27 protein-coding genes are annotated in these 25,289 nt (G+C 43.1%); 11 read left to right on the forward strand and 16 right to left on the reverse strand.

Annotated features, from left to right (window positions below; genetic code table 11):
- The first annotated feature begins 79 nt into the window (after positions 1–79).
- Complete coding sequence (locus HWQ44_RS12085) at positions 80–418, forward strand: carbon dioxide-concentrating mechanism protein CcmK (RefSeq protein ID WP_292718760.1); 339 nt, start codon at positions 80–82, stop codon at positions 416–418.
- Between the two features lie 5 nt (positions 419–423).
- Here HWQ44_RS12085 and HWQ44_RS12090 read toward each other — a convergent pair whose 3' ends face one another.
- Positions 424–828, reverse strand: coding sequence for a ChuX/HutX family heme-like substrate-binding protein (locus HWQ44_RS12090; protein ID WP_292718762.1), 405 nt, complete (start codon positions 826–828; stop codon positions 424–426).
- A gap of 76 nt (positions 829–904) precedes the next feature.
- Positions 905–1,858 carry a PhoH family protein gene (locus tag HWQ44_RS12095; protein ID WP_292718764.1) on the reverse strand — a complete coding sequence of 318 codons (954 nt, stop codon included), beginning with the start codon at positions 1,856–1,858 and terminating at the stop codon, positions 905–907.
- Between the two features lie 29 nt (positions 1,859–1,887).
- Between HWQ44_RS12095 and HWQ44_RS12100 the strand changes: the two genes are divergently transcribed.
- A complete protein-coding gene (locus HWQ44_RS12100) occupies positions 1,888–2,196 on the forward strand; it encodes a hypothetical protein (RefSeq protein ID WP_292718766.1) in 309 nt (102 codons plus the stop codon).
- A 44-nt stretch (positions 2,197–2,240) separates the two neighbouring features.
- On the opposite strand, the gene HWQ44_RS12105 is transcribed toward HWQ44_RS12100, so the two are convergent.
- The 3 genes from HWQ44_RS12105 to ffh form a co-directional block, all read right to left on the reverse strand.
- A complete protein-coding gene (locus HWQ44_RS12105; protein WP_292718768.1) occupies positions 2,241–2,675 on the reverse strand; it encodes a KH domain-containing protein in 435 nt (144 codons plus the stop codon).
- Positions 2,638–2,898, reverse strand: a complete 261-nt coding sequence (rpsP, locus tag HWQ44_RS12110) for a 30S ribosomal protein S16 (RefSeq protein ID WP_012409382.1) — start codon at positions 2,896–2,898, stop codon at positions 2,638–2,640. The genes HWQ44_RS12105 and rpsP overlap by 38 nt, the downstream gene beginning before the upstream one ends.
- A gap of 222 nt (positions 2,899–3,120) precedes the next feature.
- Positions 3,121–4,587, reverse strand: a complete 1,467-nt coding sequence (gene ffh / locus HWQ44_RS12115) for a signal recognition particle protein (RefSeq protein WP_292718771.1) — start codon at positions 4,585–4,587, stop codon at positions 3,121–3,123.
- A 379-nt stretch (positions 4,588–4,966) separates the two neighbouring features.
- Here ffh and HWQ44_RS12120 point away from each other — a divergent pair, with 379 nt between their 5' ends.
- Entirely contained in the window at positions 4,967–5,617 is a 651-nt protein-coding gene (locus HWQ44_RS12120; protein ID WP_292718773.1) for a DsbA family protein, read from the forward strand.
- 406 nt (positions 5,618–6,023) lie between these two features.
- Here the strand turns inward: HWQ44_RS12120 and rpmB are convergent, their stop codons facing one another.
- The 6 genes from rpmB to HWQ44_RS12150 form a co-directional block, all read right to left on the reverse strand.
- The gene (rpmB, locus tag HWQ44_RS12125) at positions 6,024–6,260 is read right to left on the reverse strand and encodes a 50S ribosomal protein L28 (protein ID WP_292718775.1); all 237 of its coding nucleotides are present in this window, start codon (positions 6,258–6,260) and stop codon (positions 6,024–6,026) included.
- Between the two features lie 173 nt (positions 6,261–6,433).
- Entirely contained in the window at positions 6,434–8,422 is a 1,989-nt protein-coding gene (gene htpG, locus HWQ44_RS12130; RefSeq protein ID WP_292718777.1) for a molecular chaperone HtpG, read from the reverse strand.
- A 243-nt stretch (positions 8,423–8,665) separates the two neighbouring features.
- The gene (locus tag HWQ44_RS12135; RefSeq protein WP_292718779.1) at positions 8,666–9,307 is read right to left on the reverse strand and encodes a methyltransferase domain-containing protein; all 642 of its coding nucleotides are present in this window, start codon (positions 9,305–9,307) and stop codon (positions 8,666–8,668) included.
- A 346-nt stretch (positions 9,308–9,653) separates the two neighbouring features.
- Entirely contained in the window at positions 9,654–10,304 is a 651-nt protein-coding gene (locus HWQ44_RS12140; RefSeq protein WP_292718781.1) for a sigma-70 family RNA polymerase sigma factor, read from the reverse strand.
- 324 nt (positions 10,305–10,628) lie between these two features.
- Positions 10,629–12,002, reverse strand: coding sequence for a DUF2330 domain-containing protein (locus HWQ44_RS12145; RefSeq protein WP_292718783.1), 1,374 nt, complete (start codon positions 12,000–12,002; stop codon positions 10,629–10,631).
- A gap of 67 nt (positions 12,003–12,069) precedes the next feature.
- Positions 12,070–12,918 carry an RnfABCDGE type electron transport complex subunit D gene (locus HWQ44_RS12150; RefSeq protein ID WP_292718785.1) on the reverse strand — a complete coding sequence of 283 codons (849 nt, stop codon included), beginning with the start codon at positions 12,916–12,918 and terminating at the stop codon, positions 12,070–12,072.
- A gap of 440 nt (positions 12,919–13,358) precedes the next feature.
- Between HWQ44_RS12150 and HWQ44_RS12155 the strand changes: the two genes are divergently transcribed.
- Positions 13,359–14,036, forward strand: coding sequence for a polysaccharide deacetylase family protein (locus tag HWQ44_RS12155; RefSeq protein WP_292718878.1), 678 nt, complete (start codon positions 13,359–13,361; stop codon positions 14,034–14,036).
- Between the two features lie 101 nt (positions 14,037–14,137).
- Here HWQ44_RS12155 and HWQ44_RS12160 read toward each other — a convergent pair whose 3' ends face one another.
- Both HWQ44_RS12160 and HWQ44_RS12165 read right to left on the reverse strand, forming a co-directional pair.
- Complete coding sequence (locus HWQ44_RS12160) at positions 14,138–14,569, reverse strand: DUF6006 family protein (RefSeq protein WP_292718787.1); 432 nt, start codon at positions 14,567–14,569, stop codon at positions 14,138–14,140.
- 486 nt (positions 14,570–15,055) lie between these two features.
- Positions 15,056–16,033, reverse strand: a complete 978-nt coding sequence (locus HWQ44_RS12165; RefSeq protein ID WP_292718789.1) for a carbohydrate kinase — start codon at positions 16,031–16,033, stop codon at positions 15,056–15,058.
- Between the two features lie 363 nt (positions 16,034–16,396).
- Here HWQ44_RS12165 and HWQ44_RS12170 point away from each other — a divergent pair, with 363 nt between their 5' ends.
- The 4 genes from HWQ44_RS12170 (at position 16,397) to rfbB (ending at position 19,955) form a co-directional block, all read left to right on the forward strand.
- Positions 16,397–16,660, forward strand: coding sequence for a helix-turn-helix transcriptional regulator (locus HWQ44_RS12170; RefSeq protein ID WP_292718790.1), 264 nt, complete (start codon positions 16,397–16,399; stop codon positions 16,658–16,660).
- A 395-nt stretch (positions 16,661–17,055) separates the two neighbouring features.
- Positions 17,056–17,757 carry a DUF6391 domain-containing protein gene (locus HWQ44_RS12175; protein ID WP_292718792.1) on the forward strand — a complete coding sequence of 234 codons (702 nt, stop codon included), beginning with the start codon at positions 17,056–17,058 and terminating at the stop codon, positions 17,755–17,757.
- A gap of 88 nt (positions 17,758–17,845) precedes the next feature.
- Complete coding sequence (locus tag HWQ44_RS12180) at positions 17,846–18,841, forward strand: glycosyltransferase (RefSeq protein ID WP_292718794.1); 996 nt, start codon at positions 17,846–17,848, stop codon at positions 18,839–18,841.
- Positions 18,842–18,893: 52 nt separating this feature from the next.
- Positions 18,894–19,955 (forward strand): dTDP-glucose 4,6-dehydratase, encoded by a 1,062-nt coding sequence (gene rfbB / locus HWQ44_RS12185; RefSeq protein ID WP_292718796.1) that lies wholly within the window; start codon positions 18,894–18,896, stop codon positions 19,953–19,955.
- On the opposite strand, the gene HWQ44_RS12190 is transcribed toward rfbB, so the two are convergent.
- Positions 19,882–21,024, reverse strand: a complete 1,143-nt coding sequence (locus HWQ44_RS12190; RefSeq protein WP_292718798.1) for a HigA family addiction module antitoxin — start codon at positions 21,022–21,024, stop codon at positions 19,882–19,884. The two genes, rfbB and HWQ44_RS12190, sit on opposite strands and share 74 nt — an antisense overlap.
- Before the next feature lie 26 nt (positions 21,025–21,050).
- The gene (locus tag HWQ44_RS12195; protein ID WP_292718800.1) at positions 21,051–21,395 is read right to left on the reverse strand and encodes a type II toxin-antitoxin system RelE/ParE family toxin; all 345 of its coding nucleotides are present in this window, start codon (positions 21,393–21,395) and stop codon (positions 21,051–21,053) included.
- Between the two features lie 379 nt (positions 21,396–21,774).
- On the opposite strand from HWQ44_RS12195, the gene HWQ44_RS12200 reads away from it, so the two are divergent.
- Together HWQ44_RS12200 and HWQ44_RS12205 are read left to right on the forward strand one after the other, a co-directional pair.
- A complete protein-coding gene (locus HWQ44_RS12200) occupies positions 21,775–22,968 on the forward strand; it encodes a serine/threonine-protein kinase (RefSeq protein ID WP_292718802.1) in 1,194 nt (397 codons plus the stop codon).
- Positions 22,969–23,032: 64 nt separating this feature from the next.
- Complete coding sequence (locus HWQ44_RS12205) at positions 23,033–23,659, forward strand: type I restriction endonuclease (protein WP_292718804.1); 627 nt, start codon at positions 23,033–23,035, stop codon at positions 23,657–23,659.
- 203 nt (positions 23,660–23,862) lie between these two features.
- Here HWQ44_RS12205 and msrA read toward each other — a convergent pair whose 3' ends face one another.
- The gene (gene msrA / locus HWQ44_RS12210; RefSeq protein ID WP_292718806.1) at positions 23,863–24,528 is read right to left on the reverse strand and encodes a peptide-methionine (S)-S-oxide reductase MsrA; all 666 of its coding nucleotides are present in this window, start codon (positions 24,526–24,528) and stop codon (positions 23,863–23,865) included.
- A gap of 180 nt (positions 24,529–24,708) precedes the next feature.
- On the opposite strand from msrA, the gene HWQ44_RS12215 reads away from it, so the two are divergent.
- Entirely contained in the window at positions 24,709–25,146 is a 438-nt protein-coding gene (locus HWQ44_RS12215) for a DUF202 domain-containing protein (RefSeq protein ID WP_292718808.1), read from the forward strand.
- Positions 25,147–25,289 lie beyond the last annotated feature (143 nt).

The raw sequence follows: 25,289 nt of genomic DNA on the forward strand, positions 1-25,289 counted from the left end.
AATTAAGTAATTTTGTATAAAAAACTAAAACTTTGTAGTAAGATACTTAACCCTACAATGCCAAATTTATCGTGACAGCATGACATTAGCACTAGGCATGATTGAAGTTTATGGCGTTCCCACAGCAGTAGAAGTGGGAGATGCTATGTGTAAAGCTGCCCGTGTGACCCTTGTGGGTTATGAAAACACTGATTTGGGACGAATTACCGTGTTAATTCGAGGAGCTATAGGCGAGGTGAATGTAGCAGTGACAGCAGGATTAAAAGCAGTGCTGCGAGTTGACGGTGGCGAGGTACTTTCTGATCACATTATTCCCCGCCCCCACGAAAATTTAGAATATATTTTACCGATTCATCGCAGCGTTAATATCGAGCAGTTCAGTGCAGATATCCGATTTCCTCCACCCTTATCAGTTTAGCTGTATTAAATTTCTGCTGGCAAAGGTTGCCAAACTTCCCCATACTTCTCTTTTAAAGTTTGCCAAGCTTCCACTTGTCCTGGTTCATATTCTCCCGGTTTACCCCATTGTAAAAAGAGGCTTAAAGCAGACTCCTGTTTATCATCTAAAAATCGGATGGCATAGGTTGTAAAGTTACCCCTCTTCGCTTCACCTGTTTCAAATTTAACCTGAGTGATTTTATCCATATTCAAGTGAAACTCAAAGCCTTCAGTATGCATATTCGCATATTTACCTTTAGGCAATTCTGCATAAAATAACTTTTCTATTTTTCCTCGTGCTTCTAACACAGCAGCACTACTAGTAACAATTAAACGCAAAGTTCCCAAAGTCTCGCAAGCTTCTAAAAATTCTTTCAATGTTGTGGTCATTTGTTATTTGTCCTTTGTCATTTGTCATTGGTTAAACGATGATTCCTAACTAATGCCCCATGCCCATTCCCAATCCCTATTTTTCGTATTGTTCATAAGCAGCGACAATACGCTGAACTAGAGGATGGCGCACGACATCTTTTTGGGAAAATTCGCAAAAGGCAATGCCTTCAACATGTTTTAAAATTTGTAAAGCCGCTCCTAAACCCGATTGTTGGTGAAGTGGTAAATCAGTTTGTGTCATGTCGCCTGTAATCACCATCCGCGAACGGAAACCCAAACGAGTCAAAACCATTTTCATCTGAGCGGGTGTAGTATTTTGAGCTTCATCGACAATTATAAAAGCGTTATTGAGAGTGCGTCCCCGCATATAGGCGAGTGGTGCGACTTCAATCACACCGCGTTCCATTAAACTGGGTATTTTTTCTGGGTCGATGAATTCATAAATAGCATCGTAAAGTGGGCGAAGATAGGGATTAACTTTCTGCTGTAAATCTCCAGGCAAAAAACCGAGTTTTTCACCGGCTTCGACGGCAGGGCGAGTTAAAATTAGCTTTTCCACTTGGTTGGCAAGGAGTGCTTGGACGGCGACAACAACAGCGAGATAAGTTTTACCAGTTCCAGCAGGCCCAATCCCAAAGGTGAGATCGCGTTTACGGAGTGCGTCGATATATTGGCGCTGGCGAAAGGTTTTGGCACGGACTTCTTCACCCCGGCGACTTTTGGCGAGAATATCTCGTTGTAAATCTTGCAGTTCCCCTTGCCGATCGCTATCTATGGCTTGACGGGCTGTTAAAATATCGGCACTGGAGATAGTATTGCCTTTAATCCAGAGGTCTTCAAGCGATCGCACTAATCGAGAAGCCAAATCAATTTGCTTTTCAGTACCAGAAATCACTAATTCCTGTCCGCGTAGCACTAAAGTGGCCCCTGTTTGCCGAGATAGGATTTTGAGATTTTCTTCTCCATCTCCGGCTAGAGCGATCGCACTGGTAACATTCGGCAGCTGAATTGTTAAGGCACCTGCCATAGTATTTCTTAATTGGTGAGGATCTGTTTTTGACAAAAGTTAATGTTTTCTCGCTAACGGCGAAATTACGCTTTTATTACTTACATTTTGAAAAATCTTTGCCACAAATTAATCGCCTATTAGGGCGTACAGATGTACATTGGTGTCAAATTAACGTTAACAGGGCGGTTATAAACCGCGTCTACACAAGCAAAACCCACCTGCGTGGGTTTCAAAATCTCAATTTCTCCTTAGTCCGCGGAGGCGGACTACCCTACGGGAAGCCGCAGAGCGTCTATGTTTGTGTAGCTGCGAATTCTATTCGCCTTTTTGACTTTCCATCTTTACAAAAATTCTGAGCGGAGGTAACAACAACCGCTCAGACTTGCTCTCTAGTTTCAACCTAGCGGAGGCGCGGTTTAACGATGGGTTTAGGCCCATCATTTGCACGCGGTTCTCTCTTAGTCGGCGGTGGCGATCGCTCTTCTGTGTCTTCATCAAAAGACATACCCTCGCGGCCCGGAGTGGTGCTGCCGTAGATATCCAGGTATGTTGATTGCCCAGCTGCGGCGGCGGCGGCGGCAATTACTGTACGAATCGCCTGAATATTGCGTCCCCCTCGACCAAACACTTTTCCTTTATCTGTGCTTTCAAAGGCGATGCGAACCCAAACCCGGTTGAGGGGCTGAGAAATTTCACAATCGACGCTTAATGTCTCTGGAGATTCCAAAAACGGCTGCACCAAAAACCGAACCAGCTCAACATAGTTGGGGCTAGCTGTTGGGAGTTTTGTTCCGAAATTATGATGCGGCTGTTGCACTGACCTGCTCAAAAACATTAGCTTTTACTAGAATGCGACGAACGGTGTCAGTGGGTTGAGCGCCTTGTTGTAGTCGCTTGACGATACCGGGAACGTCTAGTCGCACTTCATCAGTTCTGGGGTTATAAAAACCCAATTCTTCTAAGGGACGGCCATCGCGGCGAGCGAGGTTGTTAATGGCGACAATGCGGTAACTTGCTTCCCGCTTTTTACCGAATCGTTTCAAGCGCAGTTTGATCATGGTTGAAGAATCATTCTCCTGTTGTTAGATATTAGTTAGCAACTAATTGGTGAGGAAGTAACTTAAATCTGGCTATTGCCAAGAAATTGAGAGTTAGTTTCCTCTGCTGATAAATTCTGAGGTCGAAATGCTAATTTTAGCACTGCCTAGCATTTGCTGCTATTTGTCATTAGTCATTAGTCATTAGTCATTAGCAAATTACCGATGCCCCATGCCCAATAACTAAAGATTGCCAAAGCCTTTTTTCTTTTTATCTTTGGGTTTTTTCTTTTTCGTGACTGGGGCGCCATCATAACCTCGCCATCCGGGGGCTGTGGGACGATTACCAGCACCTGCGAAGGCATTACCCATGCCGCCACCGCCGAACATTCCCGGCATTCCACCAGGGAAGCCACCTTGACCCATTTGCTGCATGAGCGATCGCATTTTTTGGAAATCACCCACCAGTTTCGTTACATCTGACTCTCTATACCCTGAACCAGAAGCAATCCGCCGCCGCCGACTGGGAGAACTGGCTAATAAATCGGGGTCATGGCGTTCTTGGCGAGTCATGGAGTTAATCATCGCCTCACAGCGCTTTAACTGCGTTTCTCCCTGTTTGAGTTGATCGTCTGAAAGCTTGTTCATCCCTGGAATCATCTTGATCAAGCCTCCCAGAGAACCCATGTTCTTCAGCATCCGTAACTGCTTGAGAAAGTCAGTAAAGTCAAACTTTGCTGACAAAATTTTCTCCTGCATTTTCTCAGCATCGGCTAAGTCAAACTCTTCTTGGGCTTTTTCTACCAGGGTCAACACATCGCCCATCCCCAGAATTCGCGATGCCATGCGATCGGGATAAAACGGTTGCAGTGCCTCGACTTTCTCCCCCACACCCACAAATTTAATCGGCGCTCCCGAAATCTTTCGCACTGAAAGCGCTGCACCACCACGGCTATCACCATCCATCTTGGTGAGAATCGCCCCAGTAATTCCAATCTGGTCATGGAAGGTGCGGGTAAGATTAGCCGCCTCTTGACCAGTCATCGCGTCCACTACCAACAGAGTTTCATGGGGTTGGACAGTTGCTTTGATGCGGGCTAATTCCGCCATCATATCTTCGTCAATTTGCAGGCGTCCAGCAGTATCAATAATTACTGTGTTGACACCTTCTGCCCTAGCGCGTTCTACACCTTGTCGGGCAATTTCTACAGGATCGGCGTCACTTCCTAGTTCAAATACTGGTACGTCAATTTGCTTACCCAACGTTAGCAACTGATCGATCGCTGCTGGGCGATATACGTCTGTCGCCACTAACAAGCAGCTACGCTCTAATTTTCTCAGATGTAAGGCTAACTTAGCAGTCGCTGTAGTTTTACCAGTCCCTTGCAACCCAGCCATGAGAATAATCGTAGGCTGTTCCGGGGCTTCCGCTATGGGAACATTTTCTTCTCCCATCACCTGCACCAATTCATCATGAACAATTTTGATGAACTGTTGGTCAGGTCGCACGCCAGCAATCACCTCGGCTCCTTGTGCCTTGGCTTCGACTTCGCTAATAAAATCTTTGACTACCTGGAGATTGACATCTGCTTCCAACAAGGCGCGGCGCACTTCGCGCAATGCATCTTGAATGTTGGATTGAGAAATTTTGTCCTGTCCCCGCAGTTTTTTCCAGGCGGATTCTAAACGGTCAGATAGAGCATCAAACATAATGTAATTACAGGTAGTTCGCCAATGGAGAATTCTAAACCGCCGATGAATGCGATTCCGAACTTCCGCTAAAGTTTAAACGTGCTATCTACCAGCTTAGTATTTTTCACTGCGACTGTAGCAACCAGATACGGATTGGGGATTGGGGAAGAAGCAGGGGAGCAGGGGAGCAGGGGAGCAGGGGAGCAGGGGAGCAGAGGAGCAGGGGAGCAGAGGAGCAGAGGAGAAGTTGCAGTAAGTTTTTCCCTAAGCAAGAACAGCACCCCGCCCCTCTGCCTCTTTTCTATAGTGGGAATTGGGGACTCTGATGATTGAATATTGGCTACTGCTGCGATCGCTAATTCGTAATATTATCAGTTAGGTAGCTACAGTAGCCAAGATGTCGCAGCGAATCAAAGTATACTCGTACTCGATATACCATTCGTCAAATTCATATATTGGTATTGCTCTTGCCGAAAAAGCATTGCAGGGTTTACCTGTTGATATTGAACGACGACCAATTTACATACCAAAGGAGCGTGGGATAAAGGTAGCCGACTTACAAGGACGAAGTGAAAACGCCCTTTTATCGTCCTATCACAAAGAAGATTGTCTGCGGTGGGCGAAAAAGTACGGCATTGAAATTCGGCTCAAGGAATTTGAAGAATTTGGTAGGTGGGTGAAGCGCTGGGAGAAAATGAAGTTTGGTCGCGAAGAACTTCCCGCGAGAGCGTATTACGCTGCTTGTGGAACTGGGAAGGAGCATCTGCTTGATGCCGCGTTCTTTCGAGCGACGTACATTGACCAACTTGATGTCAACGATGAGTCTGTGATTAGAAAAGTTGCAAATGATGTTGGGCTGAATGGCGATCGCATTCTTGAGTTAATCTACGGGGAAGCAGCAAAACTTGCAGCAGTGGCAGCTTTGGCAGAATACGAACAATTTGGCTGTCCCGGAGTCCCGACTTGGGTAGTGGAAGGCGAGAGATTTTGGGGAAAGGATCGTGTCGATTGGGTAACAGAAAAGGTAAAAGAATTAACACTGCCGTAACCAGAATAGCATTAGGGACGCACATCTGTGCATAGGTGTCAACTTAATGTGAAACCCTTGTCAATACGTGATATTGAGTTCATTCACTTACCATTACTCACCACGTCACCCCACCCCAGTTTTGTCTAAATCCAAAACCGCCCCTCCCCTTGGTAAGGGACTTCCAACAAATAAATTACCCAATCTTGTGGGGTGGGCATCTTGCCCCCCCTATATGTATGGGCTCTCGTGTCGCCCACCCCACAATAAGTAGTTGAGTATTTTTTTATTTGTCAGTCCCTAAGGGGAGGAGTAAAGCGTATGTGGGATAAGCGTTTGAGCTTAAGTTGACACCAATGACATCTGTGCGCCCCTAATCACCTATATTCCACCCTGCGAAAGTTTCGGGTTATGAAATCTACATTACTTAGTAATGATTTAGGTTAATGCCAGCTTCTTTTGCCATTGCTTCTAACCCATTAATTTGTAGGGTTTTGATTGCTTTGGTAGACAGCTTTAATTTTACCCAGCGATTTCCGCCTTCCCACCAAACACGCTTGTTTTGCAGATTAGCGTGCTGAAGGCGTTTAGTACGGCGGTGGGAGTGGGAAACAGCAAAAGCGTTATTTGCCTTTTTACCAGTTAATTCACAGCGACGGGACATAACAAGTATCTCCAGATTGTTATTTTAATACAGCCTTTCCATTTTAGGTCTTAGGCAACAGAAGTGGAGAAAGGAGTGAGGGGGAGCAGGGAAAAGTGAAGTTGCAGTAAGTTTTTCCCCTCTGCCTCTTGTGCCCAATTCCCCATGCCCAATGCCCAATACCCCACTCAACACTATTTACTCGCTTGTTCTGTCAGCTTGGTAAGTACCTCATTTGATCGCTCGACGAAGGATTTCATTCCCTCAGCGTCAAATCCTTTCTGAGACATCAGCGCTAAATCGTAGACGTGTTGGCAAATCAAGTTGACTAACTGATCTGTAGGCGATTCACCGTCACCTTGAATGATAGTACCTTGGTTAATATTTACCAGATTTTGAATCAGCGGGTGAGCAGTATTCACCAACAAAATGTGGTCTTCAGGAAAATCTGCTGTTTGCTGCTGCATCATGGCGCTCATTTCCCGCATCCGGCGAAGAATCTCTGGTAGAAGAACGATCGCAGGTGGTGTTCCTTGAGGATCATCTGATTTCAAAGCTTCAGTACGGATGTTGAGTTTGGGTTTGTTGAGGGATTTCTCAAATAACTCTTTGATCATCTCACTGCGAGTTTTGTTCGTCTTGGGATCAACAATTTCCGTAGCTTTGTCTTGTTCCAGCAGAGTATTATCTAAGTCTGAGTCTACCCGCGTAAACTTGACATCCTGATATTCCCGCTCTAGGAAGTTGATAAAGTGGGTATCGATGAAGGAGTCCATAAACAGGACTTCCAAACCTTGATTTTTGTGCAGTTCTATGTATGTAGCTTGGGTTGCTCCATCGGTGCTGTAGAAAACTCGATTTTCGTTGCGTTCTTTGTTACGCTCTAGATACTCTTTCAGCGTAGTATAGGGAGCGCTGGGGGCTGAGTTTTCAGAACTGGGTGAAGGAGTGACATCTTGCCAAGCATCCCCGTCTGAAGACTGGACTTCAACCACTGGAGTTTCAGCAGCGACTTTTTCTGTCAGCTTGGCGGTGGTGCGGAAGACGATGATATCTTCGATTTGTTTTTTGAATTTCTCGTCGTTGAGAACGCCGAATTTGACAAAAGTGCCGAGGTCTTTCCAGGCGCTAATGTATTGTTCACGATTATCGCGGAAAAGCTCTTTGAGGCGATCGCCTACTTTTTTGGCAATGTAATCACCAATTCTCCGCACGGTGCGATCGCCTTGCAAGGCACTCCGCGATACGTTTAGGGGAATATCGGTGCTATCAATCACACCCCGCATCGGCATCAGAAATTGCGGGATAATTTCTTCGCAGTTATCGCTGACAAAAACTTGATTGCAAAATAGCTTGATCTGCCCTTTAGTAACATCGACATCCGGCCTCATTTTCGGGAAATACAAAATCCCGTTGATGATAAAGGGATAGTCAGTATTGAGATGTACCCACAACAGGGGTTCTTCTTGAAAAGGATATAGGTAGCGGTAAAACTCTAAATAATCTTCTTGAGTTAGGTTACTTGGAGACTCTCGCCACGGTGCTTTTTGTTTATTTACTACTTCACCATCTAGCTTAATTGGGACTGGCAAGAAGTCGCAGTAAGTCTTGACAAGATTTTTAATTCGTGCTGCTTCGAGAAATTCCTCTTCTTCTCCTTGCAGGCTGAGAATAATAGTAGTGCCGCGAGTTGTTCGGGAAGATTCTTCGAGAGTGAAAGCTGGAGAACCATCGCAAGACCAGTGAACCGCCTGCGCCCCTTCTTGGTAGGATAGGGTATCAATTTCTACCTTTTGCGCCACCATGAAGGAAGAGTAGAAACCGAGACCGAAGTGGCCGATTATCGGTTGATCTGATTTGCCTTCATACTTATGAATAAATTCTTCAGCACTAGAGAAGGCAACTTGATTGATATATTTCTTAACTTCTTCTGCGGTCATCCCGATACCGTTATCGGAGATGGATAGAGTTTTCTTATCTTTGTCAATGGCAAGTTCAATTTCTGGTTCGCCGATGTCTCCAGCGTAGTCTCCGGCGCGGGATACCATTTTTAGCTTTTGGATGGCGTCTACAGCGTTGGATACCAGTTCCCGCAAGAAGATTTGGTGATCTGAGTAAAGCGACTTCTTGATGATCGGGAAAATATTCTCAGTATGAATACTGATAGTGCCTTGTTCTAGCATAATTGGTAGTTTTCGATGTTAGTATCTGAAATGATGATAGTGGCTAATACAGCCTATCCCTCTGTTTTCCAGGATAAACCCGGAGAACACAGAAGGGCATGATACCAATTAGGATTTTAAAAGCATAGCTTAGGCGATCGCTCCTTTTTTAAGCATTGTTTGCCCCCATTCTCTGATTCGGATTTCCCTACCCGCACCTCCCGATTTTGACCGGAGGTCTATTAGTCTAGTTGAGACTGCTGTCTAAGTATTACTAAAATTCTTCTCCAACACCAAAAAATAGTGGTACGGATAACTGGGGTCGATAAATTCTTGTTTGACAGTTAACCCAGCTTTCGCAACAGAGTTTAAAATCCGCTTTTTGGGATATCCTTTCAAACCCATTTCCCAGTAGTGTTCGTCACAGACTGGCTTTGTACTCCAGAATTTTGGCATATTGAGTAATAAATGCCTTGGTCTGCCTGAGAAAGAGGTTTTCACCTGAAATGCGAGGTATTGGGTGCAATAGGGAATCGAAATCACCAAAAATTTCTTGGTTGCAATGGCAAGTTTTCTTAATGCTTCTTCTGATTGTTCGTAGGGGAAGTGTTCCAGCACTTGAAACAGGACGATTGCATCAAATTTATCTTTTGGTAATGAAAAATCTGTGGTCAAATCCAAAATTATTTCTGGCTTTAAGTTGGGATCAACATCAGCGGTGGAGACGTTGTATCCATTATTCTTGAGGATGTCTGTTAACAGAGAATTAAAAATCCCAATTTCCAGAACGTTTTTTACCTGATTACCCAGCGAAAAAATTAGACGCAACTGGTGATGGTAACTGATGAGGCGATTTTTGGATAAATATTCTGAATTTCTAATATCTAAGGAGGTAATGAGTTGCATAAATAAGCCTACCTAATCTGATGGACTGACAAATGTGGTGGGTATACAACTACAGGATTCCCGGAAAAATTGTGAAAGTAACAGTACCTTGACCCGACGACAGATTGATAAACAGGAACACACTAGGGCAAATTAAAGTTGTTTGGGCTACCAGGGTAATGTTATTTATCCCTGCCTGAGCTTCCACAATCTTATTTACTATGATTGGAAGAATATATTGATTTTTGAGCGATCGCTATGAAACTTGATTGGCAAAGTATACTTAAAAGGCGATCGCTAACCTTAACCAAAAACTCACACTTAAAGTCAGAGGCTGACAGGTGTGGAGATAATCAAAAATTAACCTTCATAATAATCCCTCCAATTCTGCGAATTTACGCAAACGCGGTAGACACTGACGCTGATAAAAACTGCTTAATGTCGGAATTGACAGCCCAAATTCCTCAGATAATTCTCTCCAGCTAACTTCCGGGGGTAGGCGTTTGAGAATTAACACCTGACAATTCACATCTGGACGCCCTTTAATGTAAGTACCGCACAGTTCTCCATCAGAATCTGTCTGCGCCCATATCTCCAAGTCTTCCAGAATCGGAGGTGCTTGGGGGCTAGCTGGGAGATTATCTACAGGATCAATGATTTCACTTGTTCCACCCGATGTAGACTGACGAATTCTCAGAGGGACTGTTGTGGCTTGTTCTCGATTCTGATTCAGGTAAAAGTCTTGTAGTCTCCTTTTTAGGTAAGCATTCAGCCAGGTAATGACACTACCATAATTGGGATCATAGATTTGGCCTGTCAAACCTTCACAAACATTGCGACAGAAATACAACCAAGTTTGTTGTAGTGCGTCTTGATAGTAGGGAGTACTTTCCCTCCAGAGTCTATTTGCTGTCAAGCGAATAATTTGCGTGAGCAGCTTTTGACGCTGAGGGCTTCCAGGTGAGTGTTGGCAGGCTTCTGTAACTAAGCAGCGTAGCTGTTCATCGAATTGAACCATGACAATCTATCTTGGCGAAGAAAGCAAGAATATCTTAGTATTGCGTATAACAACGCGCTAAAGAGTTACCTTTCGTCAAGATACCGGATCTTTTTTCAAAGGAAATGGTGGATGGGGAAGGTGGGGCCCTCTCTGGGGATAAAGGGTAATGGGCATTGGAAGGTAAGATTCCTGCCCTATAAGAATCTATTTTGTGCGATCGCAATATTTACTCAATTAGCCACAGTTTCACCATGTATTGATTTGACTTTAGCTTAATCTAGGTTCCGGGGGGTTAGGTGAGGAGTATTTCCAGCAATACCCCCACTCCCATACTCTCCTGAATTATAATCTCAGCCAAGATAGGAAACTTTCCCACCAAGAATATCTCAGATTACCTACACTCAACTTCATTTTGTTGCGAATATCTTGGATTTTCCAGTTGGTTAGTTTAGCTAGAGTTTGCGCCTCTTGTTCAAAACGCTTGGGCAAAGATCGTTTATATTCTCTACCCGCTTGACATTTAAGTTCGCCTTGGAACGGATGTTGCAAAACATAACGTCCTTGGAAAGATTCACTGTTGGCAGTTTGTTGAAATATCAAGTCTTCAGGGAATTTATCGCGGGTGTAGCGGACATGCAAGCGGGAGATGAAGACGTTACTTCTCGGAAGGGGACGACGAAAGCCTGGGCGTACTGGCACATCACTTGCAGAATTATCATCTAGCCAAAATACCCCTGCTTGCTTGAGTTCCTCTGAAGTCAGGGGTTCAGCGGAACAAGGATCGCAACTACCCATATCCCAAGCGTATTCCAAAAAACCAACTTTCCTGTCTTCTTTGGTGTAAGCAGTTTGAAACATGGATTTGTAAAATTCACCAAATTCATTTTTGACAAACAAGGGAATATTTGCGTCGGAGGGAATTTTCACCGTCCGATAGTTAGTGATTTCTGCCTGTCCTTGAGGCGAGAGGATGTAGACAATCAAATCCTGCTCTGTCGTAGCATTGATCATGCCCAAACGAATTGGCAGCATGAATTTAGGCGATTGGTAGGAAATTTGTAGCGGACGGAGAAATTGGTAGCCAGATTGCTCGAATTTATCCAAGTTGACTTTGGCAACAAAGAATTTCATTGAGGAGCGAATGTAAGGCTGAAGTAACTGTTTCGCACCTCTGGGGATTTTGTAGCCACTGCGTTTGAGCCAAGTTTCCAGTCCGCCAGATTCTTTAGCGCTGAGGATCACAATGTCGTATTCGCCAACGTTAAAACGTGCTTCGACTGTTACACCCAAACTAGCATCGTCCCTTGCACTCCCCGCCTCACTTCTAGCTGCTGCCGGCGCTGGTGCTGCTGATAACTCATTAGGGTAAGCTGGGGCACAAGGATCTGGGTCAAAATATTCTACCAATCGCGGCGCACTAAAAGCATCTAGGCGCTCGATAATCTTGGCTTGGGTGACGCGAACTTGCTCTTTTTGCAGCACCGTTGGCACTGGTACTACCATTGCAAAATCTTTGACTTCGCCTTGAAAGTCGTTTGCCATTGTTAGGATAGTGCGATCGCCATCCCGTGCTATTACCACCTGAGAAGCTTTGTTATACAGTTTTGTATCAGCTTTGGCTACATAAAATCCACAAAATGCCCAAGCTGCGGGGGCAAAGCACAAAACAGCTACAATTGCTAACAATAATGGTGTTAAAAGTCGAAAAAACTTCATTATTTTATACCTCTATCTTTTTTAGTGCTAGAGACTAGAGACGCGATGAATCGCGTCTGTACAAGAGTTAGGAGTGCTGAGTAAGAAGTTCTTCCCCTGCTTCCCGATCTTTCTCTTGCCAAGCAAACCTTGGGGCTAACCAGAGAACATCTAGTAAGATGCTCAATGGTGCAAGGGCAAACAGCGCCCAGAAAACTGCTGTGGAAACAAAGAAATAATTTCGCAGGATAAAAGTTAATCCGGCGATGCAGATTGCCCAAACTACACGCCCAATTCGGGAATTGGGAATTGATCGCGGATCGGTAATCATAAATAGGGCGAACAGCAGCAAAGATCCACTCATCAATCGATGCCAGTAAACATCCCAAGTCCAACCTAGCCAGAGGTTGCGAATGGCTTCCAGCAAAGAGTAGGAACCTAAAAAAGCTGCTGTGGTGTCCCAGCGACCGATGCGCTGCAAAATCATGCCACCAGTGCCGAGGAATAATAGCCCATACCACCACTCTTCACCCCATTGTCCCGGCGAAACCCAAGCATCGGGGGTCAAAATCAAGGCAGATATGATGCCAAAATTGGCAGGATTGAAAAAATGCTTATCGCCGACTTGAAAGATAAATTTGCTGGCGATCGCAAGTGCTGCGGCTATTGCCATTGTCGTCCAATGGTCAGCCCGCAACAGTAAACTCAGTCCCAGTGAGGTAATTAAAGCACTGCGAAGATTTGGGCTTTGTTCTTTGTTGTTTGCTAATGACCAATAACCAATGACTAATGACAATATCCATTGAGTTGCTACACTTGTGGCGATCGCTACCCCAATCAATTCTGGTCGCAGCGTCCAATCTCGTGTACCGATTCCCAAGACTAGGAACAAGCTGAGAAATAGAATCTGATAATCTCGTATATCTTTGAGCAACATTAATCCTTAAACTCCGGGATTACCCGTAGATTTCTCATCAATTTAGACGAGAGATAGCTCAAATAGTATTGCTGTTACAGATTTTGTTACAAAGCGTCCCTGCTCTCCGCATCTTCTTGGTAAACGGGAGAGAGGTTTGGTATAAAAGGATGTCACAAGCTCATGAACTCAAATCAGCCCAGCATCAAACACACTTACAGCTAATCCTATGCTTATCGATATTGTGGAGATGGGATTAATCAAGATCATTTCACTCTGATGAGAACTGCCGAAAGATATTTTGTGCTTCCTTGCCCCTCCTGTGGCAATCGCTTACCAAGGCATCCAATTTGGCTAGAATATTGAGGCATTGTATGCGGTGCGATGTCTACGACGGGCTACGCCTACGCAGTTTCCTAAGCAACACCTACAAAAAGTTGTCAGCAGCAGATAAACGCAAAATGCAACTAGCTCCCCTGTTCCCAATTTTCTACCGTATTCTCCAACCGAATTTTCCCAACTGCCTTTGGGGTGGAAATTCTCATACGAAAGCGATCGCACTCACATTCGATGATGGGCCCCATCCTCAATACACGCCCGAAGTCTTGGCAGTGTTAGATCGTTACAAGATTACAGCGAGTTTTTTTTGGTTGGGTGTTTGCGTCAACCGTTCACCAGCTATTGCTAAAGCCGTTAGCGATCGCGGACACTGGATCGGATTGCATGGCTACGATCATCGCTCTTTTCCCATGCTTTCCCCAAATGACTTGAAGGACAGTTTAGAAAAAACCCAAGCTGCCATTTATAATGCCTGCAACCTGCGACCTCAACAAGTGCGAGATGTCCGCCCACCTAATGGTTTCTTTACACCTGCTACTTTAAATTTTTTTTCTCAGTGGAATTACCGCCCAGTTATGTGGAGTGTCGTACCAGAAGATTGGGTATGTCCAGGTGTCACCACCGTGGTACAGCGAATTATGCAGCAGATCAAAAATGGTTCAATAATTGTTTTGCATGATGGTGCTTGCGGTGGAGAAGATGTTGCTGCCACTATTCAAATTCTCATTCCACAACTGCTACAACAGGGTTATGAGTTTGTAACTGTTGATACTCTATGGCAGCAAGCTCAGGCTAACTAAAGTATTAGCCTGTCAAGTTAAATAAAAATGTGGTGCTGGTGTGTTTAGTACTCAAACCTAGCGATCGCTTATTTACATATTTTGCATAATTTGGCAAATGTTTATCTGCGATTACGACATTGTAGTGGATAGCGCTTACCCCGCCATGTCGTCCAACCATCTGCTATTTTAGTACTACTGTTGTATTTGAGATACCAGTTATCTTGTTCTGCACCTAAATAACGAATACCTAAATCCTGTCTTTGTGTGCTGGAAAAACGTTTTCCTAGAGGAACCCACGCACTACCGTTATCACTAAACCGCCCGACGAGACGGACACCAGAACTAGTAGAGCAAACATCACCGTTACAACTAGTTTGTGGATCATCGACTACTTTCCACTGCATTTTCGCTGGTCTACCGTCAATATTACAATCCCAGAGACCAAAGAACCACTCACCAGCAATTTGACTGGCTTTAACATGACTAGATGCCAATACCAAACTTGCAGGAACAATCGCCAAACCCAAAAGCCATTTTGTGATGTTTTTCATAATGCTTCACCAATACCTTAAGCTAATCTAAAGTTTCTATTCACTTATACTTTCTATTCACTTATAGATATCAGTATTACTGTTTATGCAGATAATAAAAATGTAAAGATTTAATATTTTTTGTGCATAGACTGCGACACCTTCCTGTTTGTACAACTGAACGGATTAATCAATTACAAACGGGTGAACTGTTGCAGATTTCAAGGAAAGTGAGGTACACAACTATTCGTCTGTTACCCAGGTATAAAGAGTGTTTTGTATTTAACTAACGAATTTTAAAATCTATCTGACCTGAGTGCATTTCTCTTATGCAGTGAGGATAATTCAGAACTTCTAAAAGTAAAAATTGAGCACGTTAACCTAGTACCGACACTTCTCCATCTGCGTTTATTGTTTAATATGACCGCAGAATGCATGAAGATTTTCGTACATTTTCTGGGAGTATCAGCGACCAAAGGCTGATATCCCAGTAACTGATGCTAGTTCCTAGAGTTGATGTGCGGCTAGAAAAGCTTCGACTTCAGCAGCAGTAGGTTGAGAAGCGATCGCACCTGCTTTAATAGTAGTCAGCGCTCCAACAGCACTGGCATAAGTGACAATGCGTTTTGCTGTTTCTGCATCCCGCAAGCTGTGGATACCATACTGACTCAGTTGATGGATGAATCCTGCCAAAAAGCTATCTCCTGCACCAGTTGTATCAACTACAGGGATGGAAAACGAGGGTAATTTGCCTTCGTTCTCACCCAGACAATAAGTGCAGCCGTTTTCCCCATCTGTCACTAGTACTCCCTCAATCGAAGCGAGACGATAAGTGATAGCTCCGGGATCTGCGGTTTCAAATAGCCATTCAGCTTCTTCTTTGGAGAGTTTGAGGAAATCAACTCGCTTAAATAATTCTGGAATTTTTTGATGGGCGATGTTTGGTTCATCCCAAAATACAGGACGCCAGTTAACATCCAACACAATTTTTAAGTCATAATGTTCTGCTAACTCTAAAGCGCGGTTTATTGCCGCTTCACTTTCAGGATAGGCTAATTCCAAAGTACCCAAAACTAGAAAATCTGCCTGTTGAAACAGCGAATCTGACAATTGTTTAGCTTGCAGGCGAGTATCGGCAAATTCTGCGGTATCGTACTGACCAAATCCGGCAAAGGTGCGATCGCCAGCCAGATCCCGTGTAACATAAACTTGCCGCGTTGGTGCTGTGGGATGGCGTTGTACTCCTGTCGTATCTACACCTACATCTTGTAATAGCTTGACCAGTGAATTCCCAGGCTCATCTTCGCCAACGGCTCCGATAAATCCTGCTGACATTCCCAGCTTGACTAAAGCACAGGCTACATTAGCTGGTGCCCCTCCTGGGTAGGGAGTCCAAGATTTCACTTCTTCCAGCTTTAGCCCTAATTGATCGGCTAAACAATCAAACAAAATTTCACCAAGGCACAAAACACGGGGATTGCTCATCTCATTTTAAATTTTAAATTTCGATTTGGGATTAGGAATTTACAGTATAAAATCTACAATAGTTTCTACTAATCTGTCGCCAGTCCTTCATAGAATTAAATAGCAATTTTTACTACTTCTATAGCCTGTATATGCTTCTAATCTTCGATTATTTGGGCTAAGTGCTTAGGGGACATATTTATCAAAATGAGCTATATTTATTACTTAAAATGTCGCGTAGTTTAAATCTTTGCAAACTTGAAATCCAAAGAAAATATTGACAATCATATTACTGCTAACACTTGAAACCCCTACCAAGAAAAGAATCTTCTAGAATTAGAAAGAGCGATTAAGTACATATACCAAGGGAGGATAGAAATAGTCATGGCTGGTGGCAAGTCTGAGACCCCCGTTAGTCTGTCAGACAGAGAACTGCAAATTATCGACCTAGTGGCCGCTGGCTTAACTAACCAAGAGATTGCAGGAAAACTGGAGATTAGCAAGCGTACAGTTGATAACCATATCAGTAATATTCTCACCAAGACCGAGACAGATAATCGAGTAGCTCTTGTCCGCTGGGCTTTACAGTGGGGCAAAGTCTGTTTGAATGATGTCAATTGCTGTACTCTACCGAAGCAGATCGAATGAACAATTTACTAGTAGAAGTGTAATTGCTTTGGTCTGGTAAATTACAAGCCAATTTCAAGTTTTACTGATTGTTCCCCTCCTTACGCCTAAGTTTTCAGTGTGAACACTCTACCAAAAGTTCCGAGTCCTTCACTCAGCCGGAGTTTATGTTAGTGGAGCCAGCTGACCCTCGGACTCGGAAACTATCAAAGATTAGAATTCTTTTGCAAATTGACTGGGGACTGGAGACTGGGGACTGGGGACTGGGGACTGGGATGGGAGAACAATCTAAAATGCCCCATGCCCCATGCCCCAGCTAAACAATCATCTACAAAAATTAGCAACAATTCAGTGGTGCAAGCGTTACATTTGAAAGAAATCTATGTTGCCCCATCGGCTTTGGGAGTAGTGTTTCAATGAATACTTCCGCTTCTTTTCAGGGTAGCTCGTCTCCCTTTCAATTTTTTAACTTTGATTTTACGACACCTGTATCTGAGAAACTTCCGAGTATTGAAGACCAATTTTCAGACTTTCCGCAACCCACACAAGATGCCGACTTACTCAGACAGCTATCATTTATTCCAAGGTTGAAAGAAATTTTGATGCTGCGGCAGGTTCACGCCTTAGAACACGCGACTGTTTGGGTTCTTAGCGAATCAAAAAGTGCCTATCCTGCCACAGGAGAATCCACTAAAGTTCAACTAGATAATGAACTATTAAGCGGTTTGTCTACTGAGCAGGGTTTCTACCTCTATGGTGAGGTAAATATTAGTGATTTGCGGCGTGCAGTCACACTTGCTCGACATCGCATCACCAGTGGAGAATGGGATTTGGCTGTACATCCCCGTTGCGGCACAAATTTATCAGTAGCAATGCTCTTAACGGCTGGACTAGCTGTCGGTGTGCATCTGTTGCTACCATTTCGACCAATCGAGCAACTCATAGGTTTGGGGTTAGCAGCAACGACAGCCGCTGAACTCGCACCTGATTTAGGTTCTATGGCACAGCGTTATCTAACAACTGCCATTCCTTTTAACCTAGCAGTTGAAAATATTACCCGTACACGCGACGTTTGGAGGCGTGAGGCACATTTTGTTAAAGTGGGCTGGCAAGAGTAGGTATGAGGAGAATGAGGGAGATGAAGATGATATTGCTCCCCCATTTCCCCATTCCCTACTCCCTACTCTCCACTTCCCTAAAAAAATTATGAGAAAAATTTATTTCTTACTCCCCGGTACAGATAGCAAATTTGCCTGTGGTGGTCTTTGGGCTGAATTAAAAGCGCTTAGTCTGGCTCAGAATTTCTGTAGTGCTGATGTTGTAACTTACCGTCAACGGGAAAAAGATAAGCTTTTTATTGATGATTTGCTAAAAGATAAAAATTTAAATGATGTAATTTTTGTCATCAGTTGGGGATTTGATATAGCTCAACTCGTGGCTAAACTTAAGCAATACAATGTGGTTTACCATGCACATAGTCCAGGTTATCCATTTAGGCTACCTGCAAGTATTCCAATCATGACCGTTAGCCGCTATACAATGGGATATTGGGGAGAAAAATCACCCAATTCTCTGATTTATTATTTGCCCAATCAAATTTCTGATGAGTTTCAAAATTTAGGTTTGGAACGGGATATTGATGTTTTAGTTCAGGCTCGAAAGTCTTCTGAATATTTAATTAAAGAATTGATTCCAGCGTTGCAAAAACGTTGTAAAGTATTGGTTGTTGATTCATACATAGAGGATTTACCTGGACTATTCAATCGAGCTAAAGTTTATCTATATGATTCCGCTGAGTACTGGGCACAACAGCGCCTTAGTGAAGGATTCGGTCTACAACCAATGGAAGCTCTTGCCTGTGGCTGTCAAGTATTTTCTAGTGTCAACGGTGGACTAGCTGATTACTTAGATCCGGGATTTAATTGTTATAAAATTGCTGGATATTCTCAAGAATATGATGTCCAACGTATTCTGAAGGTAATTGATTCTTCAGTAGCTCTTAGCTTACCTGAAGATTTTTTATTTGAGCATCGGACTGAAAACATTATTAAGCGCTTCCAAGTTATTCTGGATGAGTTAAATGAGTTTTTTGACCATAAAATACAGCAGCCATCTAATATTAAGAGTTTGACTAAAATACGGATGGCAAAGTTACTCGCTCAGAAGATATATGGAAAGCTGAAGAAGAAATATTTTAAGTAATAAAAACGAACCGCAGAGGCGCTGAGAATATAGAGAAAAGAGAGGAAATTGGATGAGTCGGCGGTTATTAGTTACTGGGGGTGCGGGATTTATTGGGGCGAATTTTGTGCATCACTGGTGTCAGGTTTATCCAGACGATCGCGTGGTGGTGTTAGATGCTCTGACATACGCGGGGAATCGTCTGAACTTGGCGCTGGTTGAGGGAAGAGAGAATTTTCGGTTTGTGCAGGGGGATATTTGCGATCGCACCATCATAGACAACCTATTATCAACGGAAAATATTGATACCATCGCCCATTTTGCCGCTGAATCTCATGTCGATCGTTCGATTCTTGGGCCGGCGGCTTTTGTGCAAACTAATGTAGTGGGAACTTTCACCCTACTAGAAGCTTTTCGGCAATATTGGGAGACAAAAGCACAGCCATCTAATTATCGTTTCCTGCACGTTTCTACTGATGAAGTCTACGGTAGTCTGAGCGCAGATGACCCAGCTTTTTCTGAAACGACACCCTACGCGCCCAATAGTCCCTATTCAGCTTCAAAAGCGGGTAGCGATCATTTAGTGCGTGCTTATTATCATACTTATCAACTTCCAACTATTATCACAAATTGCTCTAATAACTACGGCCCTTATCAGTTCCCCGAAAAGCTAATTCCCCTAATGTGTATCAACACTTTGATCGGGAAACCATTACCTGTTTATGGCGATGGTAAAAATGTGCGGGATTGGCTTTATGTGGGCGATCATTGTCTTGCTCTGGATGTGGTAATCAATCATGGACAACCAGGAGAAACATACAATATTGGTGGCAATAATGAGGTGGAAAATCTCAACTTGGTGCAACTTTTGTGTCAAATGATGGATGAATTAGCACCTGATTTACCAGTGCGTCCAGCAAAGGAGTTGATTACTTTTGTTAAGGATAGAAAGGGACACGACAGGAGATATGCAATTAATGCAAACAAAATTAAAACTCACCTTGGTTGGATGCCTTCAGTAACAATTGCGGAGGGTTTACATTTAACAGTTGAATGGTATCTCAATCATCGTCATTGGTGGGGGCCTCTGCTATCTGCGGAATATCAAGCTTACTATCGCAAAAATTATCTGTAGAATGACCTAAAACTCGGCTAACTTTAACGAGTAATGGTCTCAAATTTTTATGGGGAACTAATTTGTCATAATGTAAGCGACCAATAATTATGCCTGGATGTCTATTTTGATTTTGAGCGAATTCTTCAACCACCTTACGAGAAAAGACTTTTTTATTCGTAATAATAAATTCATTTAATGTCTGAGGATTTATTAACCAGTCAGCTGCTTTTTCGTTAGCTGCTCTTTCCTCATCATTCTCTTCTAACGCATCCAAGTTGTCTAAATAAGCTCCTTGATGTCCTAAAACAATATGTGCTAACTCATGCATGAGTGTGAACCAAAATGAATCTATCCGGTCATATCTCAATGTCAACGCGATAACGGGATTACTATTTAAATAAAAGGCTGCTCCATCCAAGTATGTTTTGCTTAAATGCGGCACAATTATAAAATGTACACCTAAATCTGCCAGCAATTGAGGAATCTGCACAATACTTTCTACTTGTTTAGCACAAGCAAGAATTTCAGGGATAGCAGCCTCAAGTTTTTTGCGTTCAAAACTAGCAATTTCTTGTTGTTTCGCTAGGTTTTCAACTCGTTTTAACCAAGCTATGCGAGAAGTTTCCTCTGGCTCTCGATGCTCGGAACAACGAAAATTAACATCTAGCTGGAGTGTTTCATCTAAAGAAGATATGCCGAAAAAATCACATACTTGCTGTTCTAAGTCATCAATTGAATTTGCTGCTTGAATCCACTTATTTTTGATTAGTTCAGAGATGGGAGCAATTGTATACAATCGACTTTTACGAGCTATATCTTGCTCTTTTTTTTCTTTTCCTACTAGATGAAGCCGATACTTTGCTTCAAGATTTGTCCAGAACTCTGGAGAAGTACCCAAGGCTTGAGAGAGTTCGATAGCTGTTTCAGGTGTAATTTGCTTGCTTCCCCGAATGATTTCATTGATGGTTTGAACTGGACGCCCCATAATTTCTGCTAAATCTTTTTGTGTCCAGCCACGGGCTTCTAATTCTCGACTTAAAATTTTTCCTGGTGTTGGTACTCTTGCTGGTGCTAGCTTCTGGCTCATATTGCTGTCTCCCCTGCTGACGAAAGTTAGTGGTAGTCTTCGATATCGATTATTGTGAGATAATTTCCCTGCTCATCCTCATCCACTGTCACAATTAGACGCCACTGATTATTCAAACGTAGAGAACGCTGTCCTTGTTTTCCTCGTTTTCCTGACAACTTCTCAAATCTCAATCCTTTTTGAGCATATAAGTCTCGCTCGTCTACAGCAGCATCAATAATCGCCATGACTTCAAAAAAGTCATCAACCACACCTGGGTATTTATGAGCATCTTTTTCTGCTGTGTAAAGTGCTTCGAGTTTCTTTTTTTTAAACTGAAAACGCAAAGCTTCCCCCAAGTTAAATGCACTGGATTCTGCATTATATAACAACTGGCTTCAGCCTTGGGGTGAATGACTGATACTTTAATTATAAATCTTATTGTGACAAGAGATTTAAGCAGTTTGTAAAGTTTGTTAGATAATCTTGAAAGTTAAGGCAAACCTATTCTGTAAAGGGCTTTGCTATTTTCCTCCAACAACATATCTTGCTTGAGCTTGATCGTCTTCCTATCACTATTAATAGTACGATTATACTATACAATCTAACTAAAGGCAAGTTATGCAAAGCGTCTTGTCCATCCCAGTTACGCAAATCAAATGCACAACAGCTTACTAAGACAGTCAGGGATTGCTGCCACAGTTTCTGTAGATAATGACTATCCTTGAATATAAGGGAATCAGATCAACGTAAATTGCCAGCAGGTGTAAGATGCTGCAACCAGAACAGATATTACAAGATCGTTATCAAATTCAACGCCAACTCGGCAACAATGGAATTCGTCAAACTTGGCTAGCAAAAGATTTACAAGCCTCTGATGGCGAAAATTCCACTGTTGTGGTCAAACTTTTGGCCTTTGGCGGTACTGTGCAGTGGGATGACCTGAAACTTTTTGAGAGGGAAGCACAAATTCTTAAACAGCTAAATCATCCCCGCATCCCTCGATATATTGATTATTTTTGTATCGACGATCGCACACTCTGGTTTGGCTTAATACAAGAATATATTCCTGGTGAGTCGCTTAAGGAAAAACTTGCTGTTGGCAAAAGGTTTAGTGAAAAGCGAGCGAGAAAAATTGCTGTTGAGGTTTTAAATATTCTCATCTATCTACATGAATTGAATCCAGGGGTGTTGCATAGAGATATTAAACCAAGTAATTTAATCTGGGGCGAAGATAATCGGATTTATTTAGTTGATTTTGGCGCAGTTCAAGATAAAGCGGCAAGAGAGGGCGTTACTTTTACCGTTGTGGGTACTTATGGTTATGCCCCAATGGAACAATTTGGTGGTCGAGCGGTTGCGGCTTCAGACTTATATGCATTGGGAGCGACTTTGATTCATTTGCTCACTGGAACTTCCCCGTCTGATTTACCCCAGCAGGATTTGCGGTTGCAATTTGTAGACCGAGTTAACTTGAGTCCCAGTTTTGTCAGTTGGCTACAAAAGTTAATAGAACCGGCTCCCGAACAAAGATTTACTAGTGCAAGCGTTGCACTGAATGCCCTCAAATCGGGTCTGGCTGTCAAATCTGTAAACAAGAACCAGCTTTTACCGCTAAAAGAAATCATCAACAATTCTGGATGTGGGATCAATAATCAGAATGAAACAGTCCCAGAGGAAATTCTCGGTTGGAATTGGGGCGCGTTTTTGATGCCTTGGTTGTGGATGTGGCCGAATCAAGTATGGTATGGTTTGTTCTGTTTTGTACCCAATGCTTGGTGGTTAATGGCGATCGCACTTGGTGCAAAAGGCAATGAATGGGCTTGGAAAAGTAGACGGTGGCGCAGTATTGAACAATTTAAAGCGCATCAGAGAGGCTGGGCGATCGCTGGTATTCTACTTGGAGCGCCCATTAGTATTATGTTGTGGGTGCGAGCGATCGCTTTGCTGAAATCTGCATTTTAAGGCACTCTTTTGGGTAAATATCAAGCGAAGATTTTTTAGCCAGATAAGTATAAGGGTTCAACAAATGGTTCAAATTCTTCAAGGAAAAGATATCACCCTAGCCCAACTGATTGATGAATTTGGCTTACAACTTGCAGACGACGAAGATTTTTTTTCAGAATGGCGGCATGATTTAGCTGAGTTGAGTGACTTAGAAAAGCAATCTCTCAACGAAGTCAAGGCAGAATATTTGCATCTATCGAAGTATCCTATTTTAGAACCTGTAGTCAAAATGGTGGTGCTATCTCCACTATTGCGTCTAGCAGGTTTTTATCAACCGCCTTTCTACATTGCTTCAGAACAAGAGGTAAAAATATCTTCTGAAGACGAAGGCACGATTATCAAAGGACGTATTGACATATTGGTGTTCCATCCTCCATTTTGGGTTCTCGTTATTGAAGCAAAACGAGCAGATTATTCTTTGGAGGTAGGAATTCCTCAAGCATTAGCTTATATGTTGGCTAATGCTGGTAATGATAAACCTACTTATGGTTTTGTAATCAATGGTCGGGAATTTCAATTTATTAAGTTGACGAAACAAAGTACACCGAGATATGCATTGTCTTACACACTGTCACTAAATCGTGGGGATGACCTACATACTGTTGTTAAAGTGTTAAAACGCATAGCTTATTTAATTCGTAATTCGTAATCTTGTAGGGTGCGTTATACCTTTGGCTAATGCACCATCGCAATACTTTAGGTATTTTACGCGTAGGCGTAGCCCGTCGTAGACATCGCTATAAAACATATCCCTCTCCGAGTCGGAGAGGGACAGACTTGAACTTTAGTTCATGGCAGCGAGAGGTTTGTCGAACTCACATTAAGTTGACTACCCTACCAACTCCATTTCTATCAACTGACTTGCGATTCAACTACACCCACGGGACAAGAAACATTTGTCCCTCCTAAACCACAATACCCGTTGGGATTTTTAGCCAGGTATTGCTGGTGGTAAGCTTCAGCATAGTAGAACTCAGGCGCATCTAAGATTTCTGTAGTAATCTTGCCATAACCTGCGCTGTTGAGGGCTTGTTGATAAGCTTCCCGCGATGCTTCTGCTAGCTGCTTTTGATTTTCGGAATATACATAAATTCCCGAACGGTATTGAGTGCCAGCATCATTACCTTGACGCATCCCTTGGGTGGGATTGTGGCTTTCCCAAAAGACTTTGAGGAGTTCGGCATAACTAATCACTTTGGGATCAAACACAACCAACACTACTTCATTGTGACCAGTTCGCCCACTACATACCTCTTCATAGGTGGGGTTGGGTGTTAAACCAGCAGCGTAACCGACTGCGGTGGTGTAGACTCCTTTAAGTTGCCAGAATTTGCGTTCTGCACCCCAAAAACAGCCCAAGCCAAAGATTACTTTCTCTAATCCATCGGGAAAAGGAGGTTTTAAGGGATTCTTGTTGACATAATGATCTGCTGGTACTGACATAGATTGTGCCCTTCCTGACAAAGCTTCTTCAGGTGTGGGCATAACTGACTTTTTGCCAAATCCGAATAGTGCCATTGATTTTGACTCTGATATATATCTTTACCTTATTTACCATTGTAAAGATTCTCGCGATCGCTTGGGGTCTTCTCAAAGTCATCATTATACTGTGCTAATTATTACAAATTTTTCTCAGTGTTTGCTCTTTCACTGGTTAATGCTATTCATCAAAGGGGGACTTGGCATCAGCAGCTACTCATGGATAAAATACCGAAAATTGACCGTCAAAGGGAGCATCAAGCGAACGAACGGACATTTCTGGCTTGGCTACGCACTTCTATTGCATTGATTGGGTTTGGTTTTGCGATCGCGCGATTTGGTATATTTCTGCGCCAGTTGAATATTGCGATTACTCAACAAGAACCTCCGGTAAATCCCTTATCCAACTCGGAAAACTTGGGTGTTGCTTTGGTAATTTTTGGAATTTCGACTATTGCCTTAGCTGCGTGGCGATACAATCAAATTTTCTGGCAAATTGAACGAGGTGACTATAGACCAAACAGGTTAATGGTTTGGATAATGACCGGAGTAGTAATTATTTTGGGGTTTCTCAGTCTTCCTTTACTCTTAAGGCGTGATAAAGTACCTTCTCGTTCTCCGCTTCCCATTCAACCACAGTCCCGAAATTTGCATTAAATACACTTTTTAGACGATCGCATTTTTTTGTGACTTTTTTGCCGATCCTCAATTAATCTTAGGGTAGGCATAGCCCAACCCAGGCATCGCTGTATGTCTGCCCAATTTCTTGTACTTGATATTTAGCAAGCTTTTAGGCTGTT

This window comes from Nostoc sp. JL34 (assembly GCF_017114945.1).
Classification (GTDB): Bacteria; Cyanobacteriota; Cyanobacteriia; order Cyanobacteriales; family Nostocaceae; genus Nostoc.

Bases quoted from the DNA above. Each gene is read 5' to 3' on its own strand.
- HWQ44_RS12085 (WP_292718760.1), top strand. From the start codon at position 80: ATGACATTAGCACTAGGCATGATTGAAGTTTATGGCGTTCCCACAGCA.
- HWQ44_RS12090 (WP_292718762.1), bottom strand. From the start codon at position 828: ATGACCACAACATTGAAAGAATTTTTAGAAGCTTGCGAGACTTTGGGA.
- HWQ44_RS12095 (WP_292718764.1), bottom strand. From the start codon at position 1,858: ATGGCAGGTGCCTTAACAATTCAGCTGCCGAATGTTACCAGTGCGATC.
- HWQ44_RS12105 (WP_292718768.1), bottom strand. From the start codon at position 2,675: ATGTTTTTGAGCAGGTCAGTGCAACAGCCGCATCATAATTTCGGAACA.
- rpsP (WP_012409382.1), bottom strand. From the start codon at position 2,898: ATGATCAAACTGCGCTTGAAACGATTCGGTAAAAAGCGGGAAGCAAGT.
- ffh (WP_292718771.1), bottom strand. From the start codon at position 4,587: ATGTTTGATGCTCTATCTGACCGTTTAGAATCCGCCTGGAAAAAACTG.
- HWQ44_RS12120 (WP_292718773.1), top strand. From the start codon at position 4,967: ATGTCGCAGCGAATCAAAGTATACTCGTACTCGATATACCATTCGTCA.
- rpmB (WP_292718775.1), bottom strand. From the start codon at position 6,260: ATGTCCCGTCGCTGTGAATTAACTGGTAAAAAGGCAAATAACGCTTTT.
- htpG (WP_292718777.1), bottom strand. From the start codon at position 8,422: ATGCTAGAACAAGGCACTATCAGTATTCATACTGAGAATATTTTCCCG.
- HWQ44_RS12135 (WP_292718779.1), bottom strand. From the start codon at position 9,307: ATGCAACTCATTACCTCCTTAGATATTAGAAATTCAGAATATTTATCC.
- HWQ44_RS12140 (WP_292718781.1), bottom strand. From the start codon at position 10,304: ATGGTTCAATTCGATGAACAGCTACGCTGCTTAGTTACAGAAGCCTGC.
- HWQ44_RS12145 (WP_292718783.1), bottom strand. From the start codon at position 12,002: ATGAAGTTTTTTCGACTTTTAACACCATTATTGTTAGCAATTGTAGCT.
- HWQ44_RS12150 (WP_292718785.1), bottom strand. From the start codon at position 12,918: ATGTTGCTCAAAGATATACGAGATTATCAGATTCTATTTCTCAGCTTG.
- HWQ44_RS12155 (WP_292718878.1), top strand. From the start codon at position 13,359: ATGCAACTAGCTCCCCTGTTCCCAATTTTCTACCGTATTCTCCAACCG.
- HWQ44_RS12160 (WP_292718787.1), bottom strand. From the start codon at position 14,569: ATGAAAAACATCACAAAATGGCTTTTGGGTTTGGCGATTGTTCCTGCA.
- HWQ44_RS12165 (WP_292718789.1), bottom strand. From the start codon at position 16,033: ATGAGCAATCCCCGTGTTTTGTGCCTTGGTGAAATTTTGTTTGATTGT.
- HWQ44_RS12170 (WP_292718790.1), top strand. From the start codon at position 16,397: ATGGCTGGTGGCAAGTCTGAGACCCCCGTTAGTCTGTCAGACAGAGAA.
- HWQ44_RS12175 (WP_292718792.1), top strand. From the start codon at position 17,056: ATGAATACTTCCGCTTCTTTTCAGGGTAGCTCGTCTCCCTTTCAATTT.
- HWQ44_RS12180 (WP_292718794.1), top strand. From the start codon at position 17,846: ATGAGAAAAATTTATTTCTTACTCCCCGGTACAGATAGCAAATTTGCC.
- rfbB (WP_292718796.1), top strand. From the start codon at position 18,894: ATGAGTCGGCGGTTATTAGTTACTGGGGGTGCGGGATTTATTGGGGCG.
- HWQ44_RS12190 (WP_292718798.1), bottom strand. From the start codon at position 21,024: ATGAGCCAGAAGCTAGCACCAGCAAGAGTACCAACACCAGGAAAAATT.
- HWQ44_RS12200 (WP_292718802.1), top strand. From the start codon at position 21,775: ATGCTGCAACCAGAACAGATATTACAAGATCGTTATCAAATTCAACGC.
- HWQ44_RS12205 (WP_292718804.1), top strand. From the start codon at position 23,033: ATGGTTCAAATTCTTCAAGGAAAAGATATCACCCTAGCCCAACTGATT.
- msrA (WP_292718806.1), bottom strand. From the start codon at position 24,528: ATGGCACTATTCGGATTTGGCAAAAAGTCAGTTATGCCCACACCTGAA.
- HWQ44_RS12215 (WP_292718808.1), top strand. From the start codon at position 24,709: ATGGATAAAATACCGAAAATTGACCGTCAAAGGGAGCATCAAGCGAAC.